Below are 26,492 nucleotides of genomic sequence, written 5' to 3'. Positions count from 1 at the left end.
AGCCGCATAATTACGCCGTTACTCGACGGTTTCGATCCTTTTACAGGCGGGCATAAGCCCGAAGCGCTTGGGCAGTGTCGCCCGATCAGCGCCTTGGCGACGTCGGTCGCTCGGTCCGTTCTTGCCCGTATCGCCTGCATCGCCTGACGTCACCTCGCTCCGGGGTGTCCGCATGATGAAACGGAACTTCCGGTTTCCGAGAAGCTGCTCATCATGTAACCTGCATGAAATTTCGCGGAGGGCCAACGTCGTCCCTCGGCACACGCACAATGCCATGACGACGACGGGAGAGCCGATGCGTTCTGCATCCCACCCCGCCCGACAGGGGATGTACGACCCGCGCAATGAGCACGACGCCTGTGGCGTCGGCTTCGTGGCGACCCTCACCGGCGAGGCCAGCCATGAGCTCGTGGAGCAGGCTCTCACCGTGCTGAGGAACCTCGAGCACCGCGGCGCCACCGGTTCCGAGCCCGACTCCGGCGATGGCGCGGGCATCCTCGTCCAGGTCCCGGACGCCTTCCTGCGGGCCAGTGTGACCGGCTTCGAGCTGCCCGAGGCCGGTGCCTACGCGGTGGGTATCGCGTTCCTCCCCGAGGGGCAGACCGAGGGCGCGGCCGCCGTGGAGCAGATCGAGCGGCTCGCCGCCGACGAGGGGCTCACCGTCCTCGGCTGGCGCGAGGTGCCCGTCGCCCCCGAGCTGCTGGGCAACGGGGCCCGCGCCACCATGCCCGTCTTCCGTCAGCTCTTCGTGGCCGACGGCACCAGCACCGGCGTGGCCCTGGACCGCAAGGCGTTCATGCTGCGCAAGCGCGCCGAGCGCGAGGCGGGGGTCTACTTCCCCTCGCTGTCCTCCCGCACCCTGGTCTACAAGGGCATGCTGACCACCGGGCAGCTGGAGCCGTTCTTCCCGGACCTCTCCGACCGCCGCTTCGCCACGGCCATCGCGCTGGTCCACTCCCGGTTCTCCACCAACACCTTCCCGAGCTGGCCGCTGGCCCACCCGTACCGCTTCGTCGCCCACAACGGTGAGATCAACACCGTCCAGGGCAACCGCAACTGGATGCGCGCCCGGGAGTCCCAGCTGGTCAGCGACCTGTTCGGGGACAAGGCGCTGGAGCGGATCTTCCCCATCTGCACCCCGGACGCCTCCGACTCGGCGACCTTCGACGAGGTCCTGGAGCTGCTCCACCTCGGCGGCCGCTCGCTGCCGCACTCGGTGCTGATGATGGTCCCCGAGGCGTGGGAGAACCACCCCTCCATGGACCCGGCCCGGCGCGCCTTCTACCAGTACCACTCCACGATGATGGAGCCCTGGGACGGCCCGGCCTGTGTCACCTTCACCGACGGCACCCAGGTCGGCGCCGTGCTGGACCGCAACGGTCTGCGCCCCGGCCGCTACTGGGTCACCGACGACGGTCTGGTCGTGCTCTCCTCCGAGGTCGGCGTCCTGGACATCGACCCGGCCAGGGTGGTCCGCAAGGGCCGGCTCCAGCCGGGCCGGATGTTCCTGGTCGACACCGTCGAGCACCGCATCATCGAGGACGACGAGATCAAGGCCCAGCTGGCCGCCGAGCAGCCGTACGGCGAGTGGCTCGAGGCCGGTCTGATCGGCCTGGCCGACCTGCCCGAGCGCGAGCACATCGTGCACACCCACGCCTCGGTCACCCGCCGCCAGCAGACCTTCGGCTACACCGAGGAGGAGCTGCGCGTCCTGCTCGCGCCGATGGCCAAGACCGGCGCCGAGCCGATCGGCTCGATGGGCACCGACTCGCCGATCGCCGCCCTCTCCGAGCGGCCGCGGCTGCTGTTCGACTACTTCACCCAGCTGTTCGCGCAGGTCACCAACCCGCCGCTGGACGCGATCCGCGAGGAGCTGGTCACCTCGCTGATCTCCTCGCTGGGCCCGCAGGGCAATCTGCTGGAGCCGACCGCGGCCTCCTGTCGCAGCGTGACCCTGCCCTTCCCGGTGATCGACAACGATGAGCTGGCCAAGCTCATCCACATCAACGCCGACGGCGACATGCCCGGCCTCAAGGCGGCGACCCTCTCGGGCCTGTACCGGGTCGGCGGCGGCGGTCAGGCGCTCGCCGCCCGGCTGGACGAGATCTGCGCCGAGGCCGACGCCGCCATCGAGGACGGCGCCCGGCTGATCGTGCTCTCCGACCGCCACTCGGACGCCGAGCACGCCCCGATCCCCTCGCTGCTGCTCACCTCCGCGGTCCACCACCACCTGATCCGCACCAAGCAGCGCACCCAGGTGGGGCTGCTGGTCGAGGCGGGCGACGTCCGCGAGGTGCACCATGTCGCGCTGCTGATCGGCTACGGGGCCGCGGCCGTCAACCCGTACCTGGCTATGGAGTCGGTCGAGGACCTGGTCCGGGCGGGCACCTTCCTGCCCGGGGTCGAGGCCGAGATCGCGATCAAGAACCTGATCAAGGCGCTCGGCAAGGGCGTCCTGAAGGTCATGTCCAAGATGGGCATCTCGACCGTGGCCTCCTACCGGGGCGCGCAGGTCTTCGAGGCCGTCGGTCTGGACGAGTCCTTCGTGGACACCTACTTCCACGGCACCGCCACCAAGATCGGTGGCGCGGGCCTGGACGTCGTCGCCAAGGAGGTCGCCGCCCGCCACGCCAAGGCGTACCCCGCCTCCGGCGTCCCCTCCGCCCACCGGGCGCTGGAGATCGGCGGCGAGTACCAGTGGCGCCGTGAGGGCGAGCCGCACCTCTTCGACCCCGAGACGGTCTTCCGGCTCCAGCACTCCACCCGGTCGCGTCGCTACGACATCTTCAAGAAGTACACCGGCCGGGTGAACGAGCAGTCCGAGCGGCTGATGACGCTGCGCGGCCTGTTCTCCTTCAAGAACGAGCGCCCCTCGATCCCGATCGACGAGGTCGAGCCGGTCAGCGAGATCGTCAAGCGGTTCTCCACTGGCGCCATGAGTTACGGCTCCATCTCCCAGGAGGCGCACGAGACCCTCGCCATCGCCATGAACCAGCTGGGCGGCAAGTCCAACACCGGTGAGGGCGGCGAGGACTCCGACCGGCTGCACGACCCCGCCCGGCGGTCGTCGATCAAGCAGGTGGCCTCCGGCCGCTTCGGTGTGACCAGCGAGTACCTGGTCAACTCCGACGACATCCAGATCAAGATGGCCCAGGGCGCCAAGCCCGGTGAGGGCGGTCAGCTGCCCGGCCACAAGGTCTACCCGTGGGTCGCCAAGACCCGGCACTCCACCCCGGGCGTCGGCCTGATCTCCCCGCCGCCGCACCACGACATCTACTCGATCGAGGATCTGGCCCAGCTGATCCACGACCTGAAGAACGCCAACCCCCAGGCGCGCATCCACGTCAAGCTGGTCTCCGAGGTCGGCGTCGGCACCGTGGCCGCGGGCGTCTCCAAGGCACACGCCGATGTGGTGCTGATCTCCGGCCACGACGGCGGCACCGGCGCCTCGCCGCTCACCTCGCTCAAGCACGCGGGCGGCCCCTGGGAGCTCGGCCTCGCCGAGACCCAGCAGACGCTGCTGCTCAACGGGTTGCGCGACCGTATCGTGGTGCAGACCGACGGCCAGCTGAAGACCGGCCGTGACGTGGTCATCGCCGCCCTGCTCGGGGCCGAGGAGTTCGGCTTCGCCACCGCGCCGCTGGTGGTCTCCGGCTGTGTGATGATGCGCGTCTGCCACCTGGACACCTGCCCGGTCGGCATCGCCACCCAGAACCCGGTGCTGCGCGAGCGCTACAGCGGCAAGGCCGAGTTCGTGGTGAACTTCTTCGAGTTCATCGCCGAGGAGGTCCGCGAGCTCCTCGCCGAGCTGGGCTTCCGCACGCTGGACGAGGCCATCGGCCACGCCGAGCTGCTGGACACCACCCGCGCCGTACAGCACTGGAAGGCGCAAGGTCTGGATCTCGCCCCGCTGCTGTACGTGCCCGAGCTGCCCGACGGCGCCGTCCGCCACCAGGCGGTCGAGCAGGACCACGGCCTGGCCAAGGCGCTGGACAACCAGCTGATCAAGCTGGCGGCCGACGCGCTGAACGCCGAGAGCGCCGAGGCCGCCCAGCCGGTCCGCGCCCAGGTCGCGATCCGCAACATCAACCGGACCGTCGGCACCATGCTCGGCCATGAGGTGACCCGGAAGTTCGGCGGCGCGGGCCTGCCCGACGACACCATCGACATCACCTTCACCGGTTCGGCCGGCCAGTCCTTCGGCGCGTTCGTGCCCCGCGGTGTCACGCTGCGGCTCGAGGGCGACGCCAACGACTACGTGGGCAAGGGCCTCTCCGGTGGCCGGATCGTGGTCCGCCCGGACCGGAGCGCGGACCACCTCGCCGAGTACTCGACCATCGCGGGCAACACCCTCGCCTACGGTGCGACCGGCGGTGAGATGTACCTGCGCGGCCGGGTCGGCGAGCGGTTCTGCGTCCGCAACTCCGGCGCCACGGTCGTCTCCGAGGGCGTGGGCGACCACGGCTGTGAGTACATGACCGGCGGCCACGCCGTCGTCCTCGGACCCACCGGCCGGAACTTCGCGGCGGGTATGTCCGGCGGTATCGCATACGTGATCGACCTCGACCGGGACAACGTCAACGGCGACCTCCGGGATGCCGTCGGTGGGCTCGACGACGCCGACAAGCGGTGGCTGCACGACGCGGTGCGCCGCCACCACGAGGAGACCGGCTCCACCGTCGCGGGTGCGCTGCTCGACGACTGGGAGGCCGCCCTCCCGCGCTTCAGCAAGATCATCCCTGCTACGTACCAGGCCGTGCTCGCCGCCAAGGAAGCCGCCGAGCGTGCCGGGCTCTCCGAGTCCGAGACCCACGAGAAGATGATGGAGGCGGCGATCAATGGCTGACCCCAAGGGCTTCCTGTCCACTGACCGCGAGGTCGCCAAGACCCGTCCGGTGGGCGAGCGCGTCAAGGACTGGAACGAGGTCTACGTCCCCGGTTCGCTGCTGCCGATCATCAGCAAGCAGGCCGGCCGGTGCATGGACTGTGGCATCCCGTTCTGTCACAACGGCTGTCCGCTGGGGAACCTCATCCCCGAGTGGAACGACTACGCCTACCGGGAGGACTGGCGCGAGGCCAGCGAGCGGCTGCACGCGACCAACAACTTCCCGGAGTTCACCGGGCGGCTGTGCCCGGCCCCGTGCGAGTCGGCCTGTGTGCTCGGCATCAACCAGCCGCCGGTGACCATCAAGAACGTCGAGGTCACCATCATCGACAAGGCGTGGGACGCCGGCGATGTCACCCCGCAGCCGCCGGAGCGGCTCAGCGGCAAGACCGTCGCCGTCATCGGCTCGGGACCGGCCGGCCTGGCCGCCGCCCAGCAGCTGACCCGGGCCGGCCACACGGTCGCCGTCTACGAGCGGGCCGACCGCATCGGCGGCCTGCTGCGCTACGGCATCCCCGAGTTCAAGATGGAGAAGCGGCACATCAACCGGCGTATCGAGCAGATGCGCGCGGAGGGCACCAAGTTCCGCACCGAGACGGAGATCGGCCGCGACATCGACGCCGCCAAGCTCCGCAAGCGGTACGACGCCGTGGTCATCGCGGCCGGCGCCACCACCTCGCGCGACCTGCCCGTGCCGGGCCGGGAGCTGAACGGCATCCACTTCGCGATGGAGTACCTGCCGCTGGCCAACAAGGTGCAGGAGGGCGACCTCACCACCTCCCCGATCACCGCCGAGGGCAAGCACGTCGTGGTCATCGGCGGCGGTGACACCGGCGCGGACTGCGTCGGCACCGCCCACCGGCAGGGTGCCGCCTCCGTCACCCAGCTGGAGATCATGCCGAAGCCCGGCGACGAGCGGAACGCCAACCAGCCCTGGCCGACCTTCCCGATGCTCTACAAGGTCACCTCGGCCCACGAGGAGGGCGGCGAGCGGCTCTACTCCGTCTCCACCACCCACTTCGAGGGCGACGAGGACGGCAACGTCCAGTGGCTGCATCTGATCGAGGTGGAGTTCAAGGACGGCAAGCTGGAGCAGAAGCCGGGCACCGAGCGGAAGATCCCGGCCCAGCTGGTCACCCTCGCCATGGGCTTCACCGGCACCGACCAGAAGAACGGCCTGGTCGAGCAGTTCGGTCTGGAGCTGGACCAGCGCGGCAACATCGCGCGCGACGCCGACTTCGCCACCAACGTGCCCGGTGTCTTCGTGGCCGGTGACGCGGGCCGCGGCCAGTCGCTGATCGTCTGGGCCATCGCCGAGGGCCGCTCCGCGGCGCGCGGGGTGGACCGCTACCTGACCGGGGCCAGTGAGCTGCCCGCCCCGATCCGCCCCACCGACCGGGCCCTCGCGGTCTGACCGCGCTTCACCGCGGGTGACCCTCCGGGCTCTCCCGGAGGTCCCGGATCTGACGTCCGTACAACGGCGTACGGACCGGCCGTACGGCGCCTTCCCCCATTCCTCGGGGGCGGGCGCCGTATGGCGTTCACGGGCGGGCGGCGCGGTGCCGAGGTCTCAGGACCCGCTCTCCACCAGCCGGGCCGGGAAGCCGCCGGTGGCGACCGGACCCCAGCGCTCGGGGGTGATACGGATCAGCGACTTGCCCTGCTTGCGCATGGCCTCGCGGTACTCGTCCCAGTCCGGGTGCTCGCCCGCGATGTTGCGGTAGTACTCGACCAGCGGCTCCACGGAGTCCGGGGGATCGATCACCTCGGCGGTGCCGTCGATCTGCACCCAGGGGCCGTTCCACTCGTCGGACAGCACGACGACGCTCACGGCCGGGTCGCGCTTGGCGTTGCGCACCTTGGCGCGCTCGGGGTAGGTGGACACGACGATACGGCCGGAGTCGTCGACTCCGCAGGTCAGCGGGGACGCCTGGGGCGAGCCGTCGGCCCGGCGGGTCATCAGCAGCGCACGGTGGCGCGGGCGTACGAACTCCAGCAGCTCGTCGAGGCCGACACGGGTGTTGGTGGCGATGGAGGGACTCATGCAGGCGAGCGTACGACGTCGAGCACGCTCGAAGCGCGCACGACGACCGGCCGGTCCGGCGTCGGGTGCCGTCCCGCGTCGAGTGGCCGGCGTGAGGTGGCACGGGGTGAGGTGGCACCGCGTCAGGTCGTGCCGTGTCAGGTCGTACGGCGTGAGGCCGTGCCGCGTCAGGTGGTACCTGCGTCAGGGCCGCGTCAGGTGTCGCATTCCAGCACCGTCCGGCACAGCCCGCAGCGGGCCCGCAGCCGGCCGCGTACCGGGACCCGGATGCGCTGACGGCAGGTCGGGCAGGGGAAGGAGACGCTCAGCGGAGGGCCGCCGTCGAAGGAGTAGTCGCCTCCGGTGGTGGGGGAGGGGGCGTCGGACCGGGCCGACCGGCGGTCCTTGGCGTAGCGGCGGCGGCCGGTCCAGCCGGCCGCGGCCAGCGGCGGCTGGGCCTGGTCGCGGCGGGCCAGCTCCAGCCCCTTGGCGTACGCCTCGTACGCCTGGGGAGAGGTGAACCAGGGGGACGGGTCCTCAGCGAACAGCAGCGCCCGCTTGGCCAGCACATAGCCGAACTCCTCCGGCGTCAGATAGCCCAGCTTCTGGCTGGTGAGCGAGTCCTGGCGGTAGGCGTCGAGCAGCAGCCAGCCCGTGCCGAGATAGGCGGCGGTGGTGTCGGTGAGGATTTCGTTGTCGCGGGTGCCGGGGAACGACAGATCCAGCCGGTGCAGATACACATGCGTGACCTCATGGGCGAGGGCCGCGCCGATGTCCCTGCGGTGCGTCTTGAAGCGGGAGTTGAGCTCGATGAAGTACTCCGGGCCCGCGGCGAGGTCCACATTCCCCGCATGCCGCATCTCCCGGAAGCTCACGATCATCCGGGCCTCGGGCAGCCGCAGATGCTGCACCATGACCCGGGCGACCCGCTGCACGCCCAGGTAGAGGTCGTCCTGGTCGGAGAAGGCCACATCGCCGGGGAGCACGCTGAGCCCGAAGGTGTCCACGGTGTCGCGGGACAGCCGGTGGTAGAGCGCGGTGATCGCGGCCCGGACGGTGTCCAGGTGGGGATAGCCGTGCTCGATGTCGCTGCCCGGTGCCGCCACGCCGTCACCCCCGTGCCGTCGTCCGCCGCGCGCCCTGTCTGGCGTCAACCTTACGGCCGTTCGCCGCGGCGGTGGGGAGGCCGCGCTGGCCGGAAACCAACCCTTGTCATCCGGATCATCGGCTCCGGATAATCACAGGGCGCTTTATCAGCTCGGCCACGGGATTTCGGAGCCGATTCCGGATTTCCTGAGTTGGCATGTGCTTGACATAGCGCACAACCCCCCACGAAAGGAAAGTCCGTTGCGGAACCCTTGGAAGCACATCAAGAGAGCCTCGGCCCTCGGCGCGGTCGCCCTCGCCGCCTTCAGCCTCACCCCCGGCAGTGCCAGCGCCGCCCCCACCGGCCCTGAGCCCAGCCCCTCCGTCGTCGGCGGCACCCGCGCCACCCAGGGCGAATTCCCCTTCATGGTCCGGCTGTCCATGGGCTGTGGCGGCGCTCTCTACACCCAGGACATCGTGCTCACCGCCGCCCACTGTGTGGACGGCAGCGGCGCCGACACCTCCATCACCGCCACCGCGGGCGTCGTCGACCTCCAGGACCCGGACGCCATCGAGGTCAAGTCCACCGAGGTCCTCCAGGCCCCCGGCTACAACGGCACCGGCAAGGACTGGGCGCTCATCAAGCTCGCCGAGCCGATCGACCAGCCCACCCTGAAGATCGCCGACACCACGGATTACAACGAGGGCGACTTCACCATCGCCGGCTGGGGCGCCGACGCCGAGGGCGGCGACCAGCAGCGCTACCTGCTCAAGGCCACCGTGCCGTTCGTCGACGACGCCACCTGCAAGGCCGCGTACGACGAGCTCGTCGCCGACGAGGAGCTCTGCGCCGGGAAGGTGGACGAGGGCGGCGTGGACACCTGCCAGGGCGACTCCGGCGGCCCGATGTTCCGCAAGGACGACAGCGGCCAGTGGATCCAGGTCGGCATCGTCAGCTGGGGCGAGGGCTGCGCACGGCCCGGCAAGCCCGGCGTCTACACCGAGGTGAGCACCTTCGCCGAGGACATCAAGGCGGCCGCGACCCAGCTCGACGGCTGACCCGTCAGCGGCCCCGCCTCAGCACAAGGGCAGAGCCGACCGGGACCCGGCCTTCGGGCGGCCCCGGTCGGCTCTGCCTGCCCTGTCGGGTCTGTCAGACCTCTCAGATCTATCCGGTTTGTCCGTAGCAGATGCAGAACGGATGCCCCGCCGGATCGCTGAAGACCCGGAAGCCGCTGCGCTCCCCACCGCTGTCGTGCAGAAACGTCGCCCCGAGCCCGATCAGCTCCCGCTGCGCCCGCTCCGCGTCCGCGCGCGTTTCCACGTCGAAGTCCAGATGGATCTGCTGTGGACGGGCCGGGTCCGGCCAGCGCGGCGGCTGATGATCCGGCGCGAGCTGAAAGGCCAGCCGCCGGCCGTCCTCGGCCGTCAGGGTCGCCCACTCCGGATCGCTGTCGTCCACCCGCCAGCCCAGGATCCGCCCGTAGAAGGCGGCCAGCGCGGCGGGGTCGGGACAGTCGATGACGGTGCACTGAAGCGTCGCGATCATGCCGGAACCCTAGTCCGGAGCGGCTCGGGCCCGGGACGATCCCGCTCGGAGTGGCTCGGGCCCGGCGCGGTACGTTCCCCATCCCGGTCGTGCGGCCTGCCGCGAGCCTGGCCGGGGCGTGGCTCCGTCCGAGCGGCTCGGGTCCGGCACGGCTCCCGTCCGGTCTCGGCTTCGTCCGGTCGCGGCTGCGTCCGGAGTGGCTCGGGCCCGGCGCGGCAGGGGTCCGCTTCCCGGCCGTGCGGCCTGCCGCGAGCCTGGCCGGGGCGTGGCTCCGTCCGAGCGGCTCGGGTCCGGCACGGCTTCCGTCCGGTCGCGGCTCCGTCCGGAGGGGCTCGGGGCCGGAGTGGCCTCGTTCGGGACGATCCCGCTCGGAGTGGCTTGGGCCCGGCGCGGCAGGGGTCCGCTTCCCGGTCGCGCGGGCTGCCGCGAGCCCGGCCGGGGCGTGGCTCTGTCCGGAAGCGGCCGCGGGAAAGCCGGGCCCGAAAGGGAACCTCTCCCCGCCCAGGCCCCTCCTCCATGGTGAGGCGCCGTACCGGGAGCGGCCCTCCCCGCGACCGCCCCGCCCCCGTTCCGGCCCCCCGCAGGGCCGGTTCCGAACCCCCCACAGGGGTCGGGGCGGTCCGCGCTCCGTCCGCACTCCGGACCCGGAGCCGAGCCGGCCCCGGGAAAAGTAGGCTCTGGAGGCATGACGCACAGCACGAGCGACCGCACCGCCGACCAGCCGGTGACGCCGGGGGACACCGAGAGCATCGACCCGGCCGTCTTCGACGAGCTGACCCGGCTGCGCGAGAGCATCGACAACATCGACGCGGCCGTGGTCCACATGCTCGCCGAGCGCTTCAAATGCACCCAGCAGGTCGGCCACCTCAAGGCCGCCCACCGGCTCCCCCCGGCCGACCCGGCCCGTGAGGCCCGCCAGATCACCCGGCTGCGCCAGCTCGCCGAGAGCGCCAAGCTCGACCCCGGCTTCGCCGAGAAGCTGCTCAACTTCATCATCGCCGAGGTCATCCGGCACCACGAGACCATCGCCCGCTCCTGACCCCGGCTCGGAGCGACGACACGTTGCTCGGCGCCGACGCGGAGCGACCACGCCGGTCTGGGCCACTGCGCGGCAGGAGCTGCTCCCCGCCCGCCCGGCCGCGGCGGTAGGTCCGTTCACGCGGCCGCATTCGTACGGCGCCGGGCCCCATGCGGCCGTGGTCAATGAGCGGCGTGCCCCCGGCTGGGCACCCCCGGGGCGCACTCCGGTAGTGCGTCCGGGGCCCGGCCGCGCCGGGCAACCACTTCCCACCCGTGTGCGGCCCGCCGCACGTAGGGCAGCATGTCTCCATGTCCGTACTGACGCGCGACGAAGCGCAGATCCGAGCCCGCCTCATCGAGGTCCACCGCTACACCATCGAACTCGACCTCACCCGCGGGGAGGAGCTCTTCGGCTCCACCACCACCATTCGCTTCAGCGCGCGCGAGGCGGGCGCGGACACCTTCGTCGAGCTACAGCCGGCCGCACTCCACCGGGCCGTGCTCGACGGCCGCGAGCTCGACCTCACCGGTGCCGCCGAGGCACTCGCCGACGGACGGCTTCCGCTCACCGCGCTCACCGAGGGCGAGCACGAGCTGCGGGTCGAGGCGGACATGCGCTACTCCCACACCGGCGAGGGCATGCACCGCTTCACCGACCCCGCCGACGGCGAGACCTACCTCTACACCATGTGCTGCATGGCCGACGCGAACGACGTCTTCGCCGCGTTCGACCAGCCCGACCTCAAGGCCGTCTTCGACGTCCGGGTCACCGCCCCGCCGCAGTGGACCGTCCTCGGCAACGGCGTCGCCACCCGCGTCGGCGCCCCCGAGGAGGGCCGCTGGCAGCTCGCGCCGACGCCGCCCATCAGCACCTATCTGATGGCGCTGGCCGCCGGCCCGTACCACTCGGTGCGCACCGAGCACGCCGGACTGGCCTTCGGGCTGCATGTCCGCCGCTCGCTCGCCCCCTACCTCGAAGCCGACGCCGACGAACTGTTCGAGATCACCCGGCGCTGCTTCGACCGCTACCACGAGATCTTCCAGGAGCCCTACCCCTTCGACTCCTACGACCAGGCGTTCGTCCCCGAATTCAACTCCGGCGCCATGGAGAACCCCGGCCTGGTCACCTTCCGCGACGAATTCGTCTTCCGCTCCGCCGTCACCGACGCCGAGCGCCAGACCCGCGCCATGGTCATCGCCCACGAGATGGCCCATATGTGGTTCGGCGACCTCGTCACCATGAAGTGGTGGGACGACATCTGGCTGAACGAGTCCTTCGCCGAGTACATGGGCTACCAGATCCTCACCGAGACCACCCGCTACACCGACACCTGGGCCGACTTCGGCGTCCGCCGCAAGAACTGGGGCTACGACGCCGACCAGCGTCCCTCCACCCACCCGGTCGCCCCCGCGCCCGAACTCGTCCCCGACACCGCCGCGGCCCGTCTCAACTTCGACGGCATCTCCTACGCCAAGGGGGCCTCCGCGCTGCGCCAGCTCGTCACCTGGCTCGGTGAGAAGACGTTCCTCGACGGCATCAACGACCACTTCGCCCGGCACCGCTTCGGCAACGCCACCCTCGCCGACTTCATCGACTCCCTCGCCCGCTCCTCCGGCCGCGACGTCCACGCCTGGGCCGACCGCTGGCTGCGCACCACCGGCGTCGACACCCTCACCCCCGCCATCAGCGCCAACGGCGACCGGTGGAGCGCCGAGATCCGGCACCAGGGCAGTGGCCCGCACGGGGACGGGCGGGACGGGAGCGGTCCCGACGCGGGTCCGGTCAGCCGTCCGCACCGCATCGCCATCGGCCTGTACGACCACGCGCCCGCCGCCCCGCACCAGCTGGTGCTGCGCGAGCGCGTGGAGGCCGAGCTCGACGGCGTCGAGTCCGGTCTCACCCTCTCCTTCACCGGGCCCCGCCCCGATCTGCTGCTCCTCAACGACGGCGACCTGACCTACGCCAAGATCCGGCTCGACCCCGGCTCCTGGAAGGCCGTCGTCCGCTCCTTGTCCGGCCTGCCCGACGCCGTCAGCCGCGCCGTGGTCTGGAACGCCGCCCGTGACATGGTGCGCGACGGCGACCTCCGGCCCGCCGAGTACCTCGAGGCCGCCCGTGCCCATCTGCCGCACGAGACCGACATAGCGATCGTCCAGGGCGTCCTCGCCTTCGCCCGCACCCAGATCGCCGACCGCTACCTCCCCGCGGACCAGCGCCCCGCGGCCCTGGCCACCATCAGCGCCACCTGCCGCGATCTGCTGCGCCGCACCGAGGACGGCTCCGGGCCCGGACTGCGGCTCGCCGCCGTGCGCACGTTCATCGGCAGCGCCACCGCCCCCGCCGAGCTGAGCGACTGGCTCGACGGCGACACCGTCCCCGGCGGCCCGGCCCTCGACCCCGAGCTGCGCTGGCAGATCCTCGGCCGGCTCGCCGTCCTCGGCGCGGTCGGCCCCGCCGACATCGACGCCGAACTCGCCCGTGACTCCAGCGCCACCGGCCAGGAGGGCGCGGCCCGCTGCCGGGCCGCGCTGCCCGACGCGGACGCCAAGGAGGCCGCCTGGCGGACCCTCTTCGGCGGCGTGGAGGACGGCCCGGAGGACGGTGCCGGGGACGGCCGGGGCGCGGACACCGAGCCGGGCGAGCTCTCCAACTACCTGGTCACCGCGACCCTCACCGGCTTCTGGCAGCCCGAGCACCACGACGTCCTCGCCGCTTACGTGCCGCGCTACTTCCCGGCCGCCACCGCGCTGGGCGCCCGCCGCGGCCCCGCCATCGCCGACACCGTGGCCCGCTTCGGCTTCCCGAGCACGGTGGACCCCGAAACCCTGCGGCTGGGCGAGGAGTGCCTGGCACACCCCGACGCCCAGCCCGCCCTGCGCCGTCGGCTCGCCGATCAGCTCGACGATCTGCGGCGCGCCCTGGCCGTACGCCGGAAGCAGGAGGGATAGCCACGGCGGCCGGCCCGGCGAGGCGGGGCGGTCGGCGAGGCGCGGCGGGGCGGGCGGCCGAAAACTGCCCGCCGAACCGGCCCTGAGCTGGGCGGACGGGCGTTCGAAGGCGTCCTTCACGCCATCGTGGCCCGTTTCCACGGCCGGCCCCGGGCCCCTCGGCTATGGGAACGGTCTGCGCTGGTTAAAGCGTCCGCCAAGGGGGCTTGTGAGACTCTTGTGCAACCGGTGGCCAAAGACATCCCCGCCGCGGCCCGGCCTTCCCGGCCGCGGCCCCCGGCCGCCGGTGCGGTGGCAGCCTGCTGGCGTGATACGGACCATGCCCAGCGTTACCGCGCGTAACCTCCCGCCCAGCGCCTTCGCCCCGGTGATGGCGACCGGAATCGTGTCCCAGGCACTCGCGGCGGGCGGCGCCCGACGGCTGTCGGACGCCCTGCTGGCGGTGGCCGTGGTGGTCTACGGCGGGCTGCTGGCGGGGCTGGTGTGGCGGGTGGCGCGGTATCCGGGCGAGGTCGCCGCCGACCTGCGGGATCCCGGACGGCTCTTCGGCTTCTTCACCTTCGTCGCCGGCTCCGACGTGCTCGCCGTCCGGCTGGCGTCCGGGCCGTGGCGGGCGGCCGCCGTGGCCCTGCCGATGATGGCCGTCCCCGCCTGTGCCGTCCTGCTGGGGTGCGTGGCGCGGCTGGCGTACCGGCTCGGAGCGGGCGGGATGGTGCGGCGGGCGGACGGCACCTGGTTCCTGTGCGTGGTGGGCCTCCAGTCCACCGTGCTGGCGGCGGCCGCGCTGGCGCCCGGCCGGGCCCGGCCGGCCGAGGCGTTCGGCTGGGCGGCCGGAGTGCTGCTGTACGCGGCGGTGGCCACGGTGGTGGCCGGCCGGCTGACCCGGTTCGGGATACGGCCGCGGGAGCTGGCGCCGCCCTACTGGATCACGATGGGGGCCTGCGCGATCAGCCTCCTCGCCGGTGCCCGGCTGGCGCACCAGGGGCTCGGCGCCCCGCATCCGGGGCCGGTGCTCCGCGTCGTCCTCCTCGCCCTGTGGGGCTGGGCCACCTGCCTGCTGCCGCCGCTGCTGGCCGCCGGCGTCTGGCGGCATCTGGTGCACCGGGTGCCCCTGGGGTACGAGCCGGCCTTCTGGACCATCGTGTTCCCCACGGGCATGTACGCCGTGTCCACGGCGGCCCTCGGCGAGACCGAGGGAATCCGCCGCCTGGTGGCCCTCGGACATGTCGCCGCCTGGGTCGCTCTGGGTATGTGGGCGCTGGTCGCGGCCGGGTTGACCCATGCGCGACGGCCTCGCCCGGCGGGGTTGAATTCCGGCCAGAAGCCGGGTCAAGAGAAGTGAAACCCCGGCCGGCGGACGCCCGGCACCGATGCGGTGCGGTCTCCCCGCTTGCCTATCAGGCAAAAATGATGTGCCGTCAACTCCTGTTCACCGTGGCGCCGCCTTGGGCGCACATGCCCGGCGCAAGCTCGGCAAACCGCGAGAAAAAACCGATCTAGGGGTTGCTAAATGACTTAATGGGCTCATACGGCCCGGCCGATGCCCGAGTGATGCTGACGCGCAGCACGCATTCGAAGCCCCGGCCGACCCTTCGGCACGGAGCCACAGCCGAAGGAGCGGGACCGTGGCGCGCCGCACAGCACGAAGCCGCACAGCACCAGGGGGAGCCGGGGCCGTCGCCGCGGCGGTGACCGAGAGACTGCTCGCGGCCGGGACATCGCTCCGCCGCCTCCCGGCCAGCACCGATCTGCGGGCCGTCTACCGGACCGACCAGACCGTGGAGGACTCCCCGTACCGCGAACGCTGGGCGCACGACCGGGTGGTGCGCTCCACCCACGGCGTCAACTGCACCGGATCCTGCTCCTGGAAGGTCTACGTCAAGGACGGGCTGATCACCTGGGAGACCCAGCAGACCGACTACCCCTCGGTCGGCCCCGACCGCCCCGAGTACGAACCACGGGGCTGCCCGCGCGGCGCCTCCTTCTCCTGGTACACCTACTCGCCGACCCGAGTGCGCCACCCCCTCGCCCGCGGGGTGCTGGTCGAGCTCTACCGGGAGGCCCGCGACCGGCTCGGCGACCCGGTGGCCGCCTGGGCCGAGATCACCTCGGACCCGGTCAAACGGCGCCGTTACCAGTCGGCCCGCGGCAAGGGCGGGCTGGTGCGGATCGGCTGGGAGGAGGCCCTGGAGATCGCGGCCGCCGCCCATGTGCACACCCTGTCCGCCCACGGTCCGGACCGGATCGCCGGTTTCTCCCCCATCCCGGCCATGTCGATGGCCTCCCACGCCGTCGGCGCCCGCTTCATGGCGCTGATCGGCGCCCCGATGATCTCCTTCTACGACTGGTACGCGGACCTGCCGATCGCCTCCCCCCAGGTGTTCGGCGACCAGACCGACGTCCCCGAATCGGGCGACTGGTGGGACGCGGCCTATCTGATGCTGTGGGGCTCGAACGTGCCGGTCACCCGCACCCCCGACGCCCACTGGATGGCCGAGGCCCGCTACCGGGGACAGAAAGTGGTGGTGGTCTCCCCGGACTACGCCGACGCCACCAAGTTCGCCGACGAATGGCTGCACCCCCACCCCGGGACCGACGGGGCGGTCGCCATGGCGATGGGACACGTCGTCCTCAAGGAATACTTCGTCCAGCGCGAGGTCCCCTACTTCACCGACTACGCCCGGCGCTTCACCGACCTGCCCTTCCTGGTCGAGCTGGAGGAGCGGGAGCGGCCCGGATCCCACACCCCCGGCCGGTTCCTCACCGCCGCCGACCTGGAGGCCACCGAACCGGACCTGGCCGCCCATGTGGACCGGGCGGCCCGCCGCTGGATGCCGGTGCTCCACGACGCCGGGACCGACCGCCCCGCCGTCCCGAACGGCACCCTCGGCGACCGCTGGGCCGACGGCGGCGAAGGCCGCTGGAACCTGGACCTGCGCGGCATCACCCCACGGCTCACCCTCCACCGCACCCCCGGCGCCCAGGCCGTCGAGGTCGAACTGCCCCGCTTCGACGAACCCGGCGCCACCACCCGGCGCGCCGTCCCGGCCCGGCGGATCGGCGGACGCCTGGTCACCACCGTCTTCGACCTGCTCCTGGCCCAGTACGGGGTCGACCGCCCCGGCCTGGCCGGACAGTGGCCCAGCGGCTACGACGACGCCTCGGCGGCACCCACCCCGGCCTGGCAGGAGGCCATCACCTCGGTCCCGGCCGCCGCCGTGATCCGCGCCGCCCGGGAGTTCGCGGGCACCGCGGAGAAGACCCGCGGCCGCTGCATGATCGTGATGGGCGCCGGCACCAACCACTGGTTCCACTCCGACACCATCTACCGCTCCTTCCTCACCCTGCTGCTGCTCACCGGCTGCCAGGGCGTCAACGGCGGCGGCTGGGCGCACTACGTGGGCCAGGAGAAGGTGCGCCCCTTCACCGGCTGGCAGCAGCTGTCCACCGCCGCCGACTGGACCCGGCCGTCCCGGCAGATGGCGGGCACCCCGTACTGGTACCTGCACACCTCCCAGTGGCGCTACGAACGGTACGGGGCCGACGCGCTGGCCTCACCCACCGGCCGGGGACTGTTCACCGGCCGCCACACCGCCGACCTGGTCGCCCAGTCCATGCGGCTGGGCTGGATGCCCTCCTACCCCACCTTCTCCGCCAACCCCCTGGAACTGGGCCGCCGGGTGAAGGAGAGCGGACGGCCGGCGGGGGAGTGGCTCGCCGACCACCTTGCCTCCGGCGAGCTGGAGTTCGCCTGCGAGAACCCGGACGCGCCGGAGAACTGGCCCCGGGTGCTCACCGTCTGGCGGGCCAACCTCATCGGCTCCTCCGCCAAGGGCAACGAGTACTTCCTGCGCCATCTGCTGGGCGCCCAGGACAACGCCACCGCCGAGGAGACCCCGCCGGAGGGCCGGCCGGCCGACGTCACGTGGCAGGACCAGGCGCCCCGCGGAAAGCTCGACCTGCTGCTCGCGCTGGACTTCCGGATGACCTCCACCACCCTCTTCGCCGACCTCGTGCTCCCCGCCGCCACCTGGTACGAGAAGCACGACCTGTCCAGCACCGATATGCACCCCTACGTGCACGCCTTCACCCCGGCCATCATCCCGCCCTGGCAGGCCCGCACCGACTTCGACATCTTCCACGGCCTCGCCCGCAAACTCAGCGAACTGGCCGCCGGACGGCTGGACACCGCCCACGACCTGGTCGCCACCGCCCTCCTGCACGACACCCCCGGGGAGACCGCCCAGCCCGGCGGGACCGTACCGGACTGGCGGGACGGCCACACCCCCGCCGCACCCGGCGTCAACCTGCCGAACGTCACCCTGGTGACCCGCGACTACACCGCCGTCGCCGACCGGCTCGCCGCCTTCGGCCCGCTCGCCCAGCAGGCGGGCATGCAGGTCAAGGGCATCACCGTGCACCCGGACCCGGAAGCCGCCTGGCTGGCCGACCGCTGTGGCACCGCGACCGGCGGCGCCGCGGCGGGCCGGCCCCTGCTGGACACCGACGCCAAGCTGTGCGAGGCCATCCTCGCCCTGTCGGGCACCACCAACGGGCGCATCGCGGCCGAAGGGTTCGCCCGGCTCGCCGAGCGCTGCGGCCCCGACTCCGGCCTCACCGCACTGGGCGCCTCGGTGGCCGAGCGCCGGGTGGTGTTCTCCGACACCCAGGCCAGGCCCGTCCAGGTAGGCGCCAGCTTCGAATGGTCCGGCAAGGAGGCCCCCGACCGCCGGTACGCGCCGTTCACCATCAACACCGAGCACCGCAAACCCTGGCACACCCTCACCGGCCGCCAGCACTTCTACCTCGACCACGCCTGGATGGCCGAACTGGGCGAACAACTCCCCGTCTACCGGCCCCCGCTGGACCTGGCCGCCCTCGGCGAGGCCCCGCCGGGAGCGGACGGCGACACCGGCCGCGCGGTCACCGTCCGCTACGTCACCCCGCACTCCAAGTGGTCCATCCACTCCGAGTACCAGGAAAACCTGATCATGCAGACCCTGGCCCGCGGCGGCCCCGTCATCTGGCTCAGCGTCCCCGACGCCCAGGCCATCGGCGTATCCGACAACGACTGGATCGAGGCCGTCAACGCCAACGGCGTCGTGGTCGCCCGCGCCGTGGTCTCCCACCGCATGCCCACCGGCACCGTGTTCATGTACCACGTGCAGGAACGGCTGGTGAACGTGCCCAAGTCCGAGGCCACCGGCCGCCGCGGCGGAGTGCACAACGCCCTCACCAAACTGCTCATCAAACCCACCCACCTCATCGGCGGCTACGCCCAGCTCTCCTTCGCCCCCAACTACTACGGCCCCACCGGCAACCAGCGGGACGCGGTCACCGTCATCCGGCGCCGCTCCCAGAACGTGGAGTACTGACATGCCGCGTCACCGCCCGCGCACCCCCCGGGTGATGGCCCAGGTCGCCATGGTCATGAACCTCGACAAGTGCATCGGCTGCCACACCTGCTCGGTCACCTGCAAACAGACCTGGACCAACCGCTCCGGCACCGAATACGTCTGGTTCAACAACGTCGAGACCCGCCCCGGCCAGGGCTACCCCCGCGGCTACCAGGACCAGGACACCTGGAAGGGCGGCTGGCACCTCAAGGGCGGCAGGCTGGTGCCGCGCACCGGCGGCCGGGCCCGCCGCCTCGCCCGGCTGTTCGCCAACCCCGAACTGCCCCGGCTGGACGACTACTACCAGCCCTGGACGTACGACTACGACACCCTCACCACCGCCCCGCTCGGCGACGACGTGCCCACCGCCCCGCCCCGCTCCCTCATCGACGGCCGGCCCACCACCGTCACCTGGGGACCCAACTGGGACGACGACCTCGGCGGCGGCCCCGAACACATCGCCGGCGACCCCGTCCTGGCCAAGATGAGCGAACAGGTCCGGCTGGAGTACGAACAGGCCTTCATGTTCTACCTGCCGCGCATCTGCGAGCACTGCCTCAACCCCTCCTGCGTCGCCGTCTGCCCCTCCGGCGCGCTGTACAAGCGGATCGAGGACGGCATCGTCCTGGTCGACCAGGACCGCTGCCGCGGCTGGCGCATGTGCGTCAGCGGCTGCCCGTACAAGAAGATCTACTTCAACCACCGCAGCGGCAAGGCCGAGAAGTGCACCCTGTGCTACCCGCGCATCGAGGCCGGGGAACCCACCGTGTGCTCCGAGACCTGCGTGGGACGGCTGCGCTACCTCGGCGTCATGCTCTACGACCCCGACAAGGTCGGCGAGGCCGCCGCCACCCCTGACGAAAAGGATCTCTACGAGGCCCAGCTCGGCTGCTTCCTCGACCCCCACGACCCCGCCGTCGCCCGCGCCGCCGCCGACTCCGGCATCCCCAACGACTGGATCGAGGCCGCCCGGCGCTCCCCGGTGCACGCCCTCATCACCCGCTACCGGGTGGCCCTGCCACTGCACCCCGAATACCGCACCATGCCCATGGTCTGGTACGTCCCCCCGCTCTCCCCGGTCGTGGACGCGCTCACCGCCACCGGCCACGACGGCGAGGACCCCGTCAACCTCTTCGGCGCCATCGACAGCCTGCGCATCCCCCTGGGCTACCTCGCCGAACTCTTCACCGCCGGCGACCCCGAACCGGTCGAGGCCGCCCTGTGCCGGCTGGCCGCCATGCGCAGCCATATGCGCCGGATCAACCTCGGCGAGGAACGCGACCCCGCCATCGCGGCGGCCGTCGGCCTGGACCAGGACGGCATCGAGGCCCTCTACCGGCTGCTGGCCCTCGCCAAGTACGAGGAGCGCTACGTCATTCCCACCAGCTACACCACCGGTCCCGGCGGCGACGCCCCCCTGGACTCATGCAGCCTCGACGGCGACGGACTGCCCGGCATGATGCCCTACGGCCCGCCCGGCGCCGACGCCTTCCACACACCCCCGGCACCCGAACCCGCCAGCGCCGCCTCCGGCCTCGCCGGCCGGATCAACCTGCTCAACTGGAACGGCCGCGGCCGCCCCGCCGGACTGTTCCCGAAGCGGAACGGGGACACCCGGTGACCCCCGCCACCCCCGCCCTCCACCAGGCCGCCGCCCTCCTCCTCGGCTACCCCGGACCCGACTGGCCCGCCCGCCACACACTGGTACGCGACTGCCTCACCGAACTCGCCACCCCCGCCGCCGCGCCCCTGCTGCGGTTCTGCGCCGCCGTCGACGGCATCCCGGTGCTCGACCTGGCCTCCGCCTACGTCCGCACCTTCGACCGCAGCCGCCGCCGCACCCTGCACCTCACCTACTACACCGACGGCGACACCCGCCGCCGCGGCTCCGCCCTCGCCGCCCTCAAGGCCCACTACCGCGCCCACGGATGGGCACCCCCCGAGAACGAACTCCCCGACCACCTGCCCCTCCTGCTGGAGTTCGCCGCCCGCTGCCCGGACCCCGGCAGCGCGCTCCTGCGCGACCACCGCGCCGCCCTGGAACTGCTCAGGATGGCCCTCACCGACCACGGCAGCCCGTACGCCGACATCCTGCGCGCCGTCTGCGACACCCTGCCCGGACCCTCACCCGCCGACCGCGCCCAGGCCCTCGCCCTCGCCCGCGGCGGACCGCCCACCGAAACCGTGGGCCTGGCCCCCTTCTCCGCAAACCCCTCCGCCATCCCCTCAGCCGCCCCCTCCGCCGCGCAAGGAACCGGCCGATGAACCACCTCGACACCGCCCTGTGGGGCGTCCTCCCCTACCTCGTGCTCGCCCTCTTCACCGGCGGCAGCGCCTGGCGCTACCACTACGACCGCTTCGGCTTCACCACCCGCTCCAGCCAGCTCCACGAACACCGGCTGCTCGCCATCGGCGGCCCCCTCTTCCACTACGGACTGCTCTTCGTGATCGCCGGACACGTCGTGGGCCTGCTCATCCCCGAAGCCCTCACCGAACGACTGCGCGTCAGCGAATCGCTCTACCACGCGGGCGCCCTGCTCGTCGGCGGCACCGCCGGTCTGGCCACCGCCGCCGGCCTGGGCATACTCCTCCACCGGCGGCTGCGCGTACCAGCCGTCCGGGCGGCCACCAGCCGCACCGACAAGGCCCTCTACCCGCTGCTCGCCGCCGTCCTCCTGGCCGGACTCACCGCCACCGCCACCGGAGCCGGCCACCGCGCCTACGACTACCGGCAGGGCGTCTCCGTCTGGGTCCGCAGCCTGTTCACCCTCGACCCCGACGTGCCCGCCATGACCCACGCCCCCCTGGCCTACCGGCTCCACGCCCTCCTGGCCATGGCCCTGTTCGCCCTGTGGCCCTTCAGCCGCCTCGTCCACGCCTTCACCGCCCCCATCGGCTACCTCACCAGGCCCTACGTCGTCTACCGCTCCCGCACCCCCGCCCACCCCCACCGGCACCCCGCCCTCACCGGCGCCGACACCGGCACCCCGGCCCCCCGGCGGCAGGGCCGGGCCAGGACCTGACAGCGGCGGCCTCCGGACGGCCCGGTGGTGCGGATCAATCCGCACCACCGGGCCGTACCACGTACGGGTGCACTTCCCGCCGACCCCGGCCCGACCACGGCAGTGCGAAGTAGTTTGGGGCACCCCTGACCGCCGCCCGACACTCCCACCCGCCCGAGTCCACCACACCCCCTAGGGGCACCCCCCATGCCCGAGCCCGCATCCGCAACCGCCCGCCTCCTCGCCGGCGGCCACGACGGACCGGGCGCGCTCCGCCCGCTGCTCGACACCGTCCTCCACGCCCTCGCCCACGGCGCCGCCGACCGCGGCGGACCGCTCCCGGCCGGGGGACCCGCCGCGGTGGCCCGGCGGATACGGGAGGCGGCCCGGCCGCTCATCCCCGACGAAGGGGAGGGGCCCCACCACGCACTGCGCACCCTCGTCCGCGCCCTCGCCCACGGCGCCGCCGACCCCGCCGACCCCCGCTGCACCGCCCATCTGCACTGCCCGCCACTCGCCGTCGCCACCGCCGCCGACCTCGCGGTCTCCGCGCTCAACCCCTCCCTCGACTCCTGGGACCAGGCCCCCGCCGCCTGCGAACTGGAGGCGCTCACCTGCCGCGCCCTGGCCGAACTCGTCCACCCGCACGGCCCCGCCCCCGACGCCCTCGTCACCACCGGCGGCAGCGAGTCCAACCAACTCGCCCTGCTCCTCGCCCGCGAAGCCGCGGGCGGCCGGCCACCGCGGATCATCCACGGCGCCAACGCCCACCACAGCATCCACCGCGCCGCCTGGCTCCTCGGACTCCCCGCACCGCACACCCTCCCCACCCCCACCGGCGTCCTCGACCCGGCCGCGCTCCACACCGCCCTCGACCGGCTGCCCGCCGCCCCCACCCTCGTCGTCGCCACCGCCGGCACCACCGACACCGGAGCCATCGACCCGCTCCCCGACATCGCCGACATCTGCGACCACCACTCCGCCACCCTCCACATCGACGCCGCCTACGGCGCACCCCTCCTCTTCAGCGACACCCTCCACAAACGGCTCCACGGACTCGACCGCGCCCACACCGTCGCCCTCGACCTGCACAAACTCGGCTGGCAACCCGTCGCCGCGGGCCTCCTCGCCGTCCCCGACACCGCCGCCCTCACCCCCCTGGCCCACCACGCCGACTACCTCAACGCCGACGACGACACCCACGCCGGCATCCCCGACCTGCTCGGCCGCTCCCTCCGCACCACCCGCCGCCCCGACATCCTCAAGATCGCCGTCACCCTGCGGGCACTCGGCCGCCGCGGCCTCGGCGACCTCGTCGACCACGTCTGCGCGGCCGCCCAGCACCTCGCCGACCTCATCGAGGCCCGCCCCGGACTCGAACTCCACGCCCGCCCCACCCTCAGCACCGTCCTCTTCCGCCCCACCGGGGCACCACCCGCCGCCGTCGCCGCACTGCGCCGCCGCCTCCTCCACCACGGCACGGCCGTCCTCGGCCGCGCCACCACCCCCGAAGGACTGTGGCTCAAGGCCACCGTCCTGCACCCGCACACCCAGCCCGACGACCTGCGCGGGCTGCTCGAACTCGTGGAAGGCAACACCACCCCATGAGCACCGCACCCCCCACCCGCCCCGCCGCCGAGCCCGCCCCCACCGCCGACCGGCCCCTGGACCTGGCCGGCGTCGGCATCGGCCCGTTCAACCTCTCCCTCGCCGCCCTCGCCCACGGCGTCCCCGCCCTGCGCACCGCCTGCTACGAACAGCGGCCCGCCTTCCACTGGCACCCCGGCCTCCTCATCGACGGCGCCACCATCCAAGTCCCCTTCCTCGCCGACCTGGTCACCCTCGCCGACCCCACCAGCCCCTGGAGCTTCCTCCACTACCTCAAGGCCCACGAGCGGCTCTTCCCCTTCTACATCGCCGAGCGCTTCCACATCGAGCGCGCCGAATACGACGCCTACTGCCGCTGGGTCAGCGAACAACTCCCCGGACTCCACTTCGGCCACCGCGTCGACGCCGTCCGCTGGGACCACGAACACCAACTGTTCGAAATCGACTACACCCGCCTCGGCCCGGCCGCCGACCCCCACACACCCGACCCCACCGCCACCGACCCCACCGCCACCGACCAGGAGAGCCGGACCCCCGGCCGCGCCTACGCCCGCAACCTCGTCCTCGGCGTCGGCACCGAACCGTACGTCCCCGAACCCCTCCGCCCCCTCGCCGACGCCCCCAACGTCCCCGTCCTGCACTCCTCCGACTACCTCGAACACCGCGAACGGCTCCTGGCCACCGGCCACGTCACCGTCATCGGCTCCGGCCAGTCCGGCGCCGAGGTCTTCCTCGACCTGCTGCGCAATCGCCCCCTCGGCGCCGAGGGACTCCACTGGCTCGCCCGCACCCCCGCCTTCGCACCCATGGAATACAGCAAACTCGGCCTCGAGCAGTTCAGCCCCGACTACACCCGCTACTTCCACACCCTGCCCGAACCCGTCCGCGACCAGCTGCTGCCCCGCCAATGGCAGCTCTACAAGGGCATCGCCCACGAAACCATCGACGCCATCCACCAGGAGCTCTACCGCCGCGCCCAGCACGCCGACGGCTGGCCCGGCGCCGTCCTCACCCCCGGCGTCACCGTCCGCACCGCAGGACGCATCGCCGCAGCCCGCCTCGAACTCCACCTGGAACACATCCAGCAGGGCACCCGGGCCCGCCACACCACCGAGGCCGTCGTCCTCGCCACCGGCTACCGCGAGCGCCCCGTCGACACCCTCCTCGCCGCCCTCGACCCCTACATCCGGCGGGACGCCTCCGAGCGCCCCCGCGTCGACGCCGACCACCGCCTGGTCCTCGACCCCATGATCAAAGGCTCGGTGTACGTCCAGAACGCCGAACGCCACACCCACGGCGTCGGCACGCCCGACCTCGGCCTCGCCGCATGGCGTTCCGCCGTCATCCTCAACTCGCTGCTCGCCGAGCCCGCCTACCGGCTGCCGTCCCGCACCGCGTTCACCACCTTCGGCCTCCAGCCGTCGGGGCGGTGCGGCACCGTCATCGGCAGCCCGCACCTCCCCGACCAGCGCGGCCCCCTCGCCCGCACCCGAACCTGACCGCGTGGGGGCGAGGGGGCGTCACGTACGAAGGCGGCGGGCGAGCGAGCGGATGCGCACCCCTTCCGGCAAGGTTCTGACCTGCTGAACGATTCCGCGGGCCTGCTCCTCCTCGTAGATGGTGCGGACGAGTGCGTAGTACTTGGCCTCGACCGGCTCCCACGGCAGGTCGCCGCCGGGTTCGCCGGACGGCTGGTCGACGCGTATCTCGGATGTCCGGCCGTCGTCCAGGCAGCAGGTGAGGACAGCTCCCGCGTCGGGAACCCGGTCGTCGGCGGTGACGTGGAGACGCTTGGTGAGGGCCAGGACGTCGGCGTCGCCCAGGCGCTGGTAGCTCGACCAGTCGACGGCGCCGTCGAGCAGCGCGACACTCGTCTGGAAGTAGACGCTGAACTGGGCGTCGACGGTGTTGGCCGGATGGGTCTTGCATGACTCGTCCGTACCGACGATCGCGTAGGCCCGCGGTGAGACGCGCACGCTGATCTCCGCGGACGGCGGGATGGCTCCGCCCAGGCACTGGCGCAGCCGCAGGGCCGCGTCGATCGCTCCGTGGGCGAGGCGGCAGGCGGGGTAGGGCTTGATGCCGGTGTCGGACAGCAGCCAGTGTTCGCCGAGGCCGTCGGTGATCAGCTGGGGGCGCGGGGCATCGCTGTAGGAGTTGAGCAGCCCATGGCGTCCTTCCAGAGCCTGCTCCGCACCGTGGAATCCGGATGCGGTGAGGGCGAGGGACAGGATGGCGTTGTGTGCGGCGAGCCCCGGATGGAGCCGCTTGTTCCAGCTCCCGTTCTTCAGGTACTGCATGGACCCGGCCGCCATGGAGCCGGCGACTCCGAAGGCGCCGGTGAGCTGTTCGGCGGTGGTGTTCATCAGCCGCGCCCCGGCCGCCACGGCGCCGAACAGGCCCGCGATGGCGGTGGGGTGGAACCCGCGGTCGTAGGCGCTCTGCCCGAGCGCGGCACCGACGCGGCAGCAGGTCTCGTAGCCCGCGGCGAGCGCGGTGAGGAACTCGGCTCCGGTGGCGTCTTCGCGCTCGGCGACGGCCAGGGCGGCTGGTATCACCGGAGCACCGGGATGCAGCGCGCTCGTGATGTTGGTGTCGTCGAAGTCGAGACTGTGCGCGAAGGCTCCGTTGAGCAGTGCGGCGTACTGCCACGGGTAGCCGCGCTCGTGGCCGACGCAGGTGGCCGGGCCGTCAGGCGGTGCGAGGCTGCGCACCGCGTTGATGACGGCCGGGCTGGAGTCGGCCTGGGCGCTGCCGCCGACGGTTACGCCGATGAAGTCGAGCAGGCACTGCGACAGCCGTGTCACCACGGAGGCCGGAAGATCTTCGAAGCGCAGTCGCGAGACGAACCGGGCGAGTTCGGCCGTCGGTCCCGCGGGCGAGGCGGACAGGGTGTCGGCGGGTGTGGTCATGAGGCCGGCGCCTCCGTTCGTATCCGGGGTGGGCGGGTGCTCCGGTGCACCTCTCGGGAAGG

General features: G+C 72.3%; 16 protein-coding genes. 12 read left to right on the top strand and 4 right to left on the bottom strand.

Going from position 1 to position 26,492, the window contains the following annotated elements; genetic code table 11:
* The first annotated feature begins 295 nt into the window (after positions 1–295).
* Together gltB and N6H00_RS10990 are read left to right on the top strand one after the other, a co-directional pair.
* Positions 296–4,846 carry a glutamate synthase large subunit gene (gene gltB, locus N6H00_RS10995; protein WP_268971415.1) on the top strand — a complete coding sequence of 1,517 codons (4,551 nt, stop codon included), beginning with the start codon at positions 296–298 and terminating at the stop codon, positions 4,844–4,846.
* The gene (locus N6H00_RS10990; protein ID WP_268971414.1) at positions 4,839–6,299 is read left to right on the top strand and encodes a glutamate synthase subunit beta; all 1,461 of its coding nucleotides are present in this window, start codon (positions 4,839–4,841) and stop codon (positions 6,297–6,299) included. The genes gltB and N6H00_RS10990 overlap by 8 nt, the downstream gene beginning before the upstream one ends.
* Positions 6,300–6,455: 156 nt before the next feature.
* Here N6H00_RS10990 and N6H00_RS10985 read toward each other — a convergent pair whose 3' ends face one another.
* Together N6H00_RS10985 and N6H00_RS10980 are read right to left on the bottom strand one after the other, a co-directional pair.
* Positions 6,456–6,929, bottom strand: a complete 474-nt coding sequence (locus N6H00_RS10985; RefSeq protein WP_268971413.1) for a PPOX class F420-dependent oxidoreductase — start codon at positions 6,927–6,929, stop codon at positions 6,456–6,458.
* 194 nt (positions 6,930–7,123) lie between these two features.
* Complete coding sequence (locus N6H00_RS10980; protein ID WP_268971412.1) at positions 7,124–8,014, bottom strand: hypothetical protein; 891 nt, start codon at positions 8,012–8,014, stop codon at positions 7,124–7,126.
* 241 nt (positions 8,015–8,255) lie between these two features.
* Between N6H00_RS10980 and N6H00_RS10975 the strand changes: the two genes are divergently transcribed.
* Positions 8,256–9,053, top strand: a complete 798-nt coding sequence (locus N6H00_RS10975) for a S1 family peptidase (protein WP_268971411.1) — start codon at positions 8,256–8,258, stop codon at positions 9,051–9,053.
* Positions 9,054–9,162: 109 nt separating this feature from the next.
* On the opposite strand, the gene N6H00_RS10970 is transcribed toward N6H00_RS10975, so the two are convergent.
* Positions 9,163–9,543, bottom strand: coding sequence for a VOC family protein (locus tag N6H00_RS10970; protein ID WP_268971410.1), 381 nt, complete (start codon positions 9,541–9,543; stop codon positions 9,163–9,165).
* Positions 9,544–10,228: 685 nt separating this feature from the next.
* Here N6H00_RS10970 and N6H00_RS10965 point away from each other — a divergent pair.
* The 9 genes from N6H00_RS10965 (at position 10,229) to N6H00_RS10925 (ending at position 25,017) form a co-directional block, all read left to right on the top strand.
* Entirely contained in the window at positions 10,229–10,582 is a 354-nt protein-coding gene (locus tag N6H00_RS10965) for a chorismate mutase (RefSeq protein ID WP_268971409.1), read from the top strand.
* A 290-nt stretch (positions 10,583–10,872) separates the two neighbouring features.
* On the top strand, positions 10,873–13,512 hold the full coding sequence (gene pepN, locus N6H00_RS10960) for an aminopeptidase N (protein WP_268971408.1): 2,640 nt from the start codon (positions 10,873–10,875) through the stop codon (positions 13,510–13,512).
* Positions 13,513–13,831: 319 nt separating this feature from the next.
* Positions 13,832–14,854, top strand: coding sequence for a tellurite resistance/C4-dicarboxylate transporter family protein (locus N6H00_RS10955; protein WP_268971407.1), 1,023 nt, complete (start codon positions 13,832–13,834; stop codon positions 14,852–14,854).
* A gap of 346 nt (positions 14,855–15,200) precedes the next feature.
* Entirely contained in the window at positions 15,201–18,887 is a 3,687-nt protein-coding gene (locus tag N6H00_RS10950; protein ID WP_268976918.1) for a nitrate reductase subunit alpha, read from the top strand.
* Position 18,888: 1 nt separating this feature from the next.
* Entirely contained in the window at positions 18,889–20,529 is a 1,641-nt protein-coding gene (narH, locus tag N6H00_RS10945) for a nitrate reductase subunit beta (RefSeq protein ID WP_268971406.1), read from the top strand.
* Entirely contained in the window at positions 20,526–21,173 is a 648-nt protein-coding gene (narJ, locus tag N6H00_RS10940; protein ID WP_268971405.1) for a nitrate reductase molybdenum cofactor assembly chaperone, read from the top strand. The genes narH and narJ overlap by 4 nt, the downstream gene beginning before the upstream one ends.
* The gene (gene narI / locus N6H00_RS10935; protein WP_268971404.1) at positions 21,170–21,931 is read left to right on the top strand and encodes a respiratory nitrate reductase subunit gamma; all 762 of its coding nucleotides are present in this window, start codon (positions 21,170–21,172) and stop codon (positions 21,929–21,931) included. Before narJ ends, narI begins: the two co-directional genes overlap by 4 nt.
* 186 nt (positions 21,932–22,117) lie before the next feature.
* Positions 22,118–23,518 carry a pyridoxal phosphate-dependent decarboxylase family protein gene (locus N6H00_RS10930; RefSeq protein ID WP_268971403.1) on the top strand — a complete coding sequence of 467 codons (1,401 nt, stop codon included), beginning with the start codon at positions 22,118–22,120 and terminating at the stop codon, positions 23,516–23,518.
* On the top strand, positions 23,515–25,017 hold the full coding sequence (locus N6H00_RS10925; RefSeq protein ID WP_268971402.1) for a lysine N(6)-hydroxylase/L-ornithine N(5)-oxygenase family protein: 1,503 nt from the start codon (positions 23,515–23,517) through the stop codon (positions 25,015–25,017). Before N6H00_RS10930 ends, N6H00_RS10925 begins: the two co-directional genes overlap by 4 nt.
* Positions 25,018–25,038: 21 nt before the next feature.
* Here the strand turns inward: N6H00_RS10925 and N6H00_RS10920 are convergent, their stop codons facing one another.
* A complete protein-coding gene (locus N6H00_RS10920) occupies positions 25,039–26,430 on the bottom strand; it encodes an MmgE/PrpD family protein (RefSeq protein ID WP_268971401.1) in 1,392 nt (463 codons plus the stop codon).
* Positions 26,431–26,492 lie beyond the last annotated feature (62 nt).

Origin of the sequence: Streptomyces sp. S465, assembly GCF_026898115.1 — a bacterium.
Taxonomy (GTDB): domain Bacteria; phylum Actinomycetota; class Actinomycetes; order Streptomycetales; family Streptomycetaceae; genus Streptomyces; species Streptomyces luomodiensis.
Note: the sequence above shows the minus strand (reverse complement) of the source record. Positions and strands in the feature narration are given on the sequence as shown.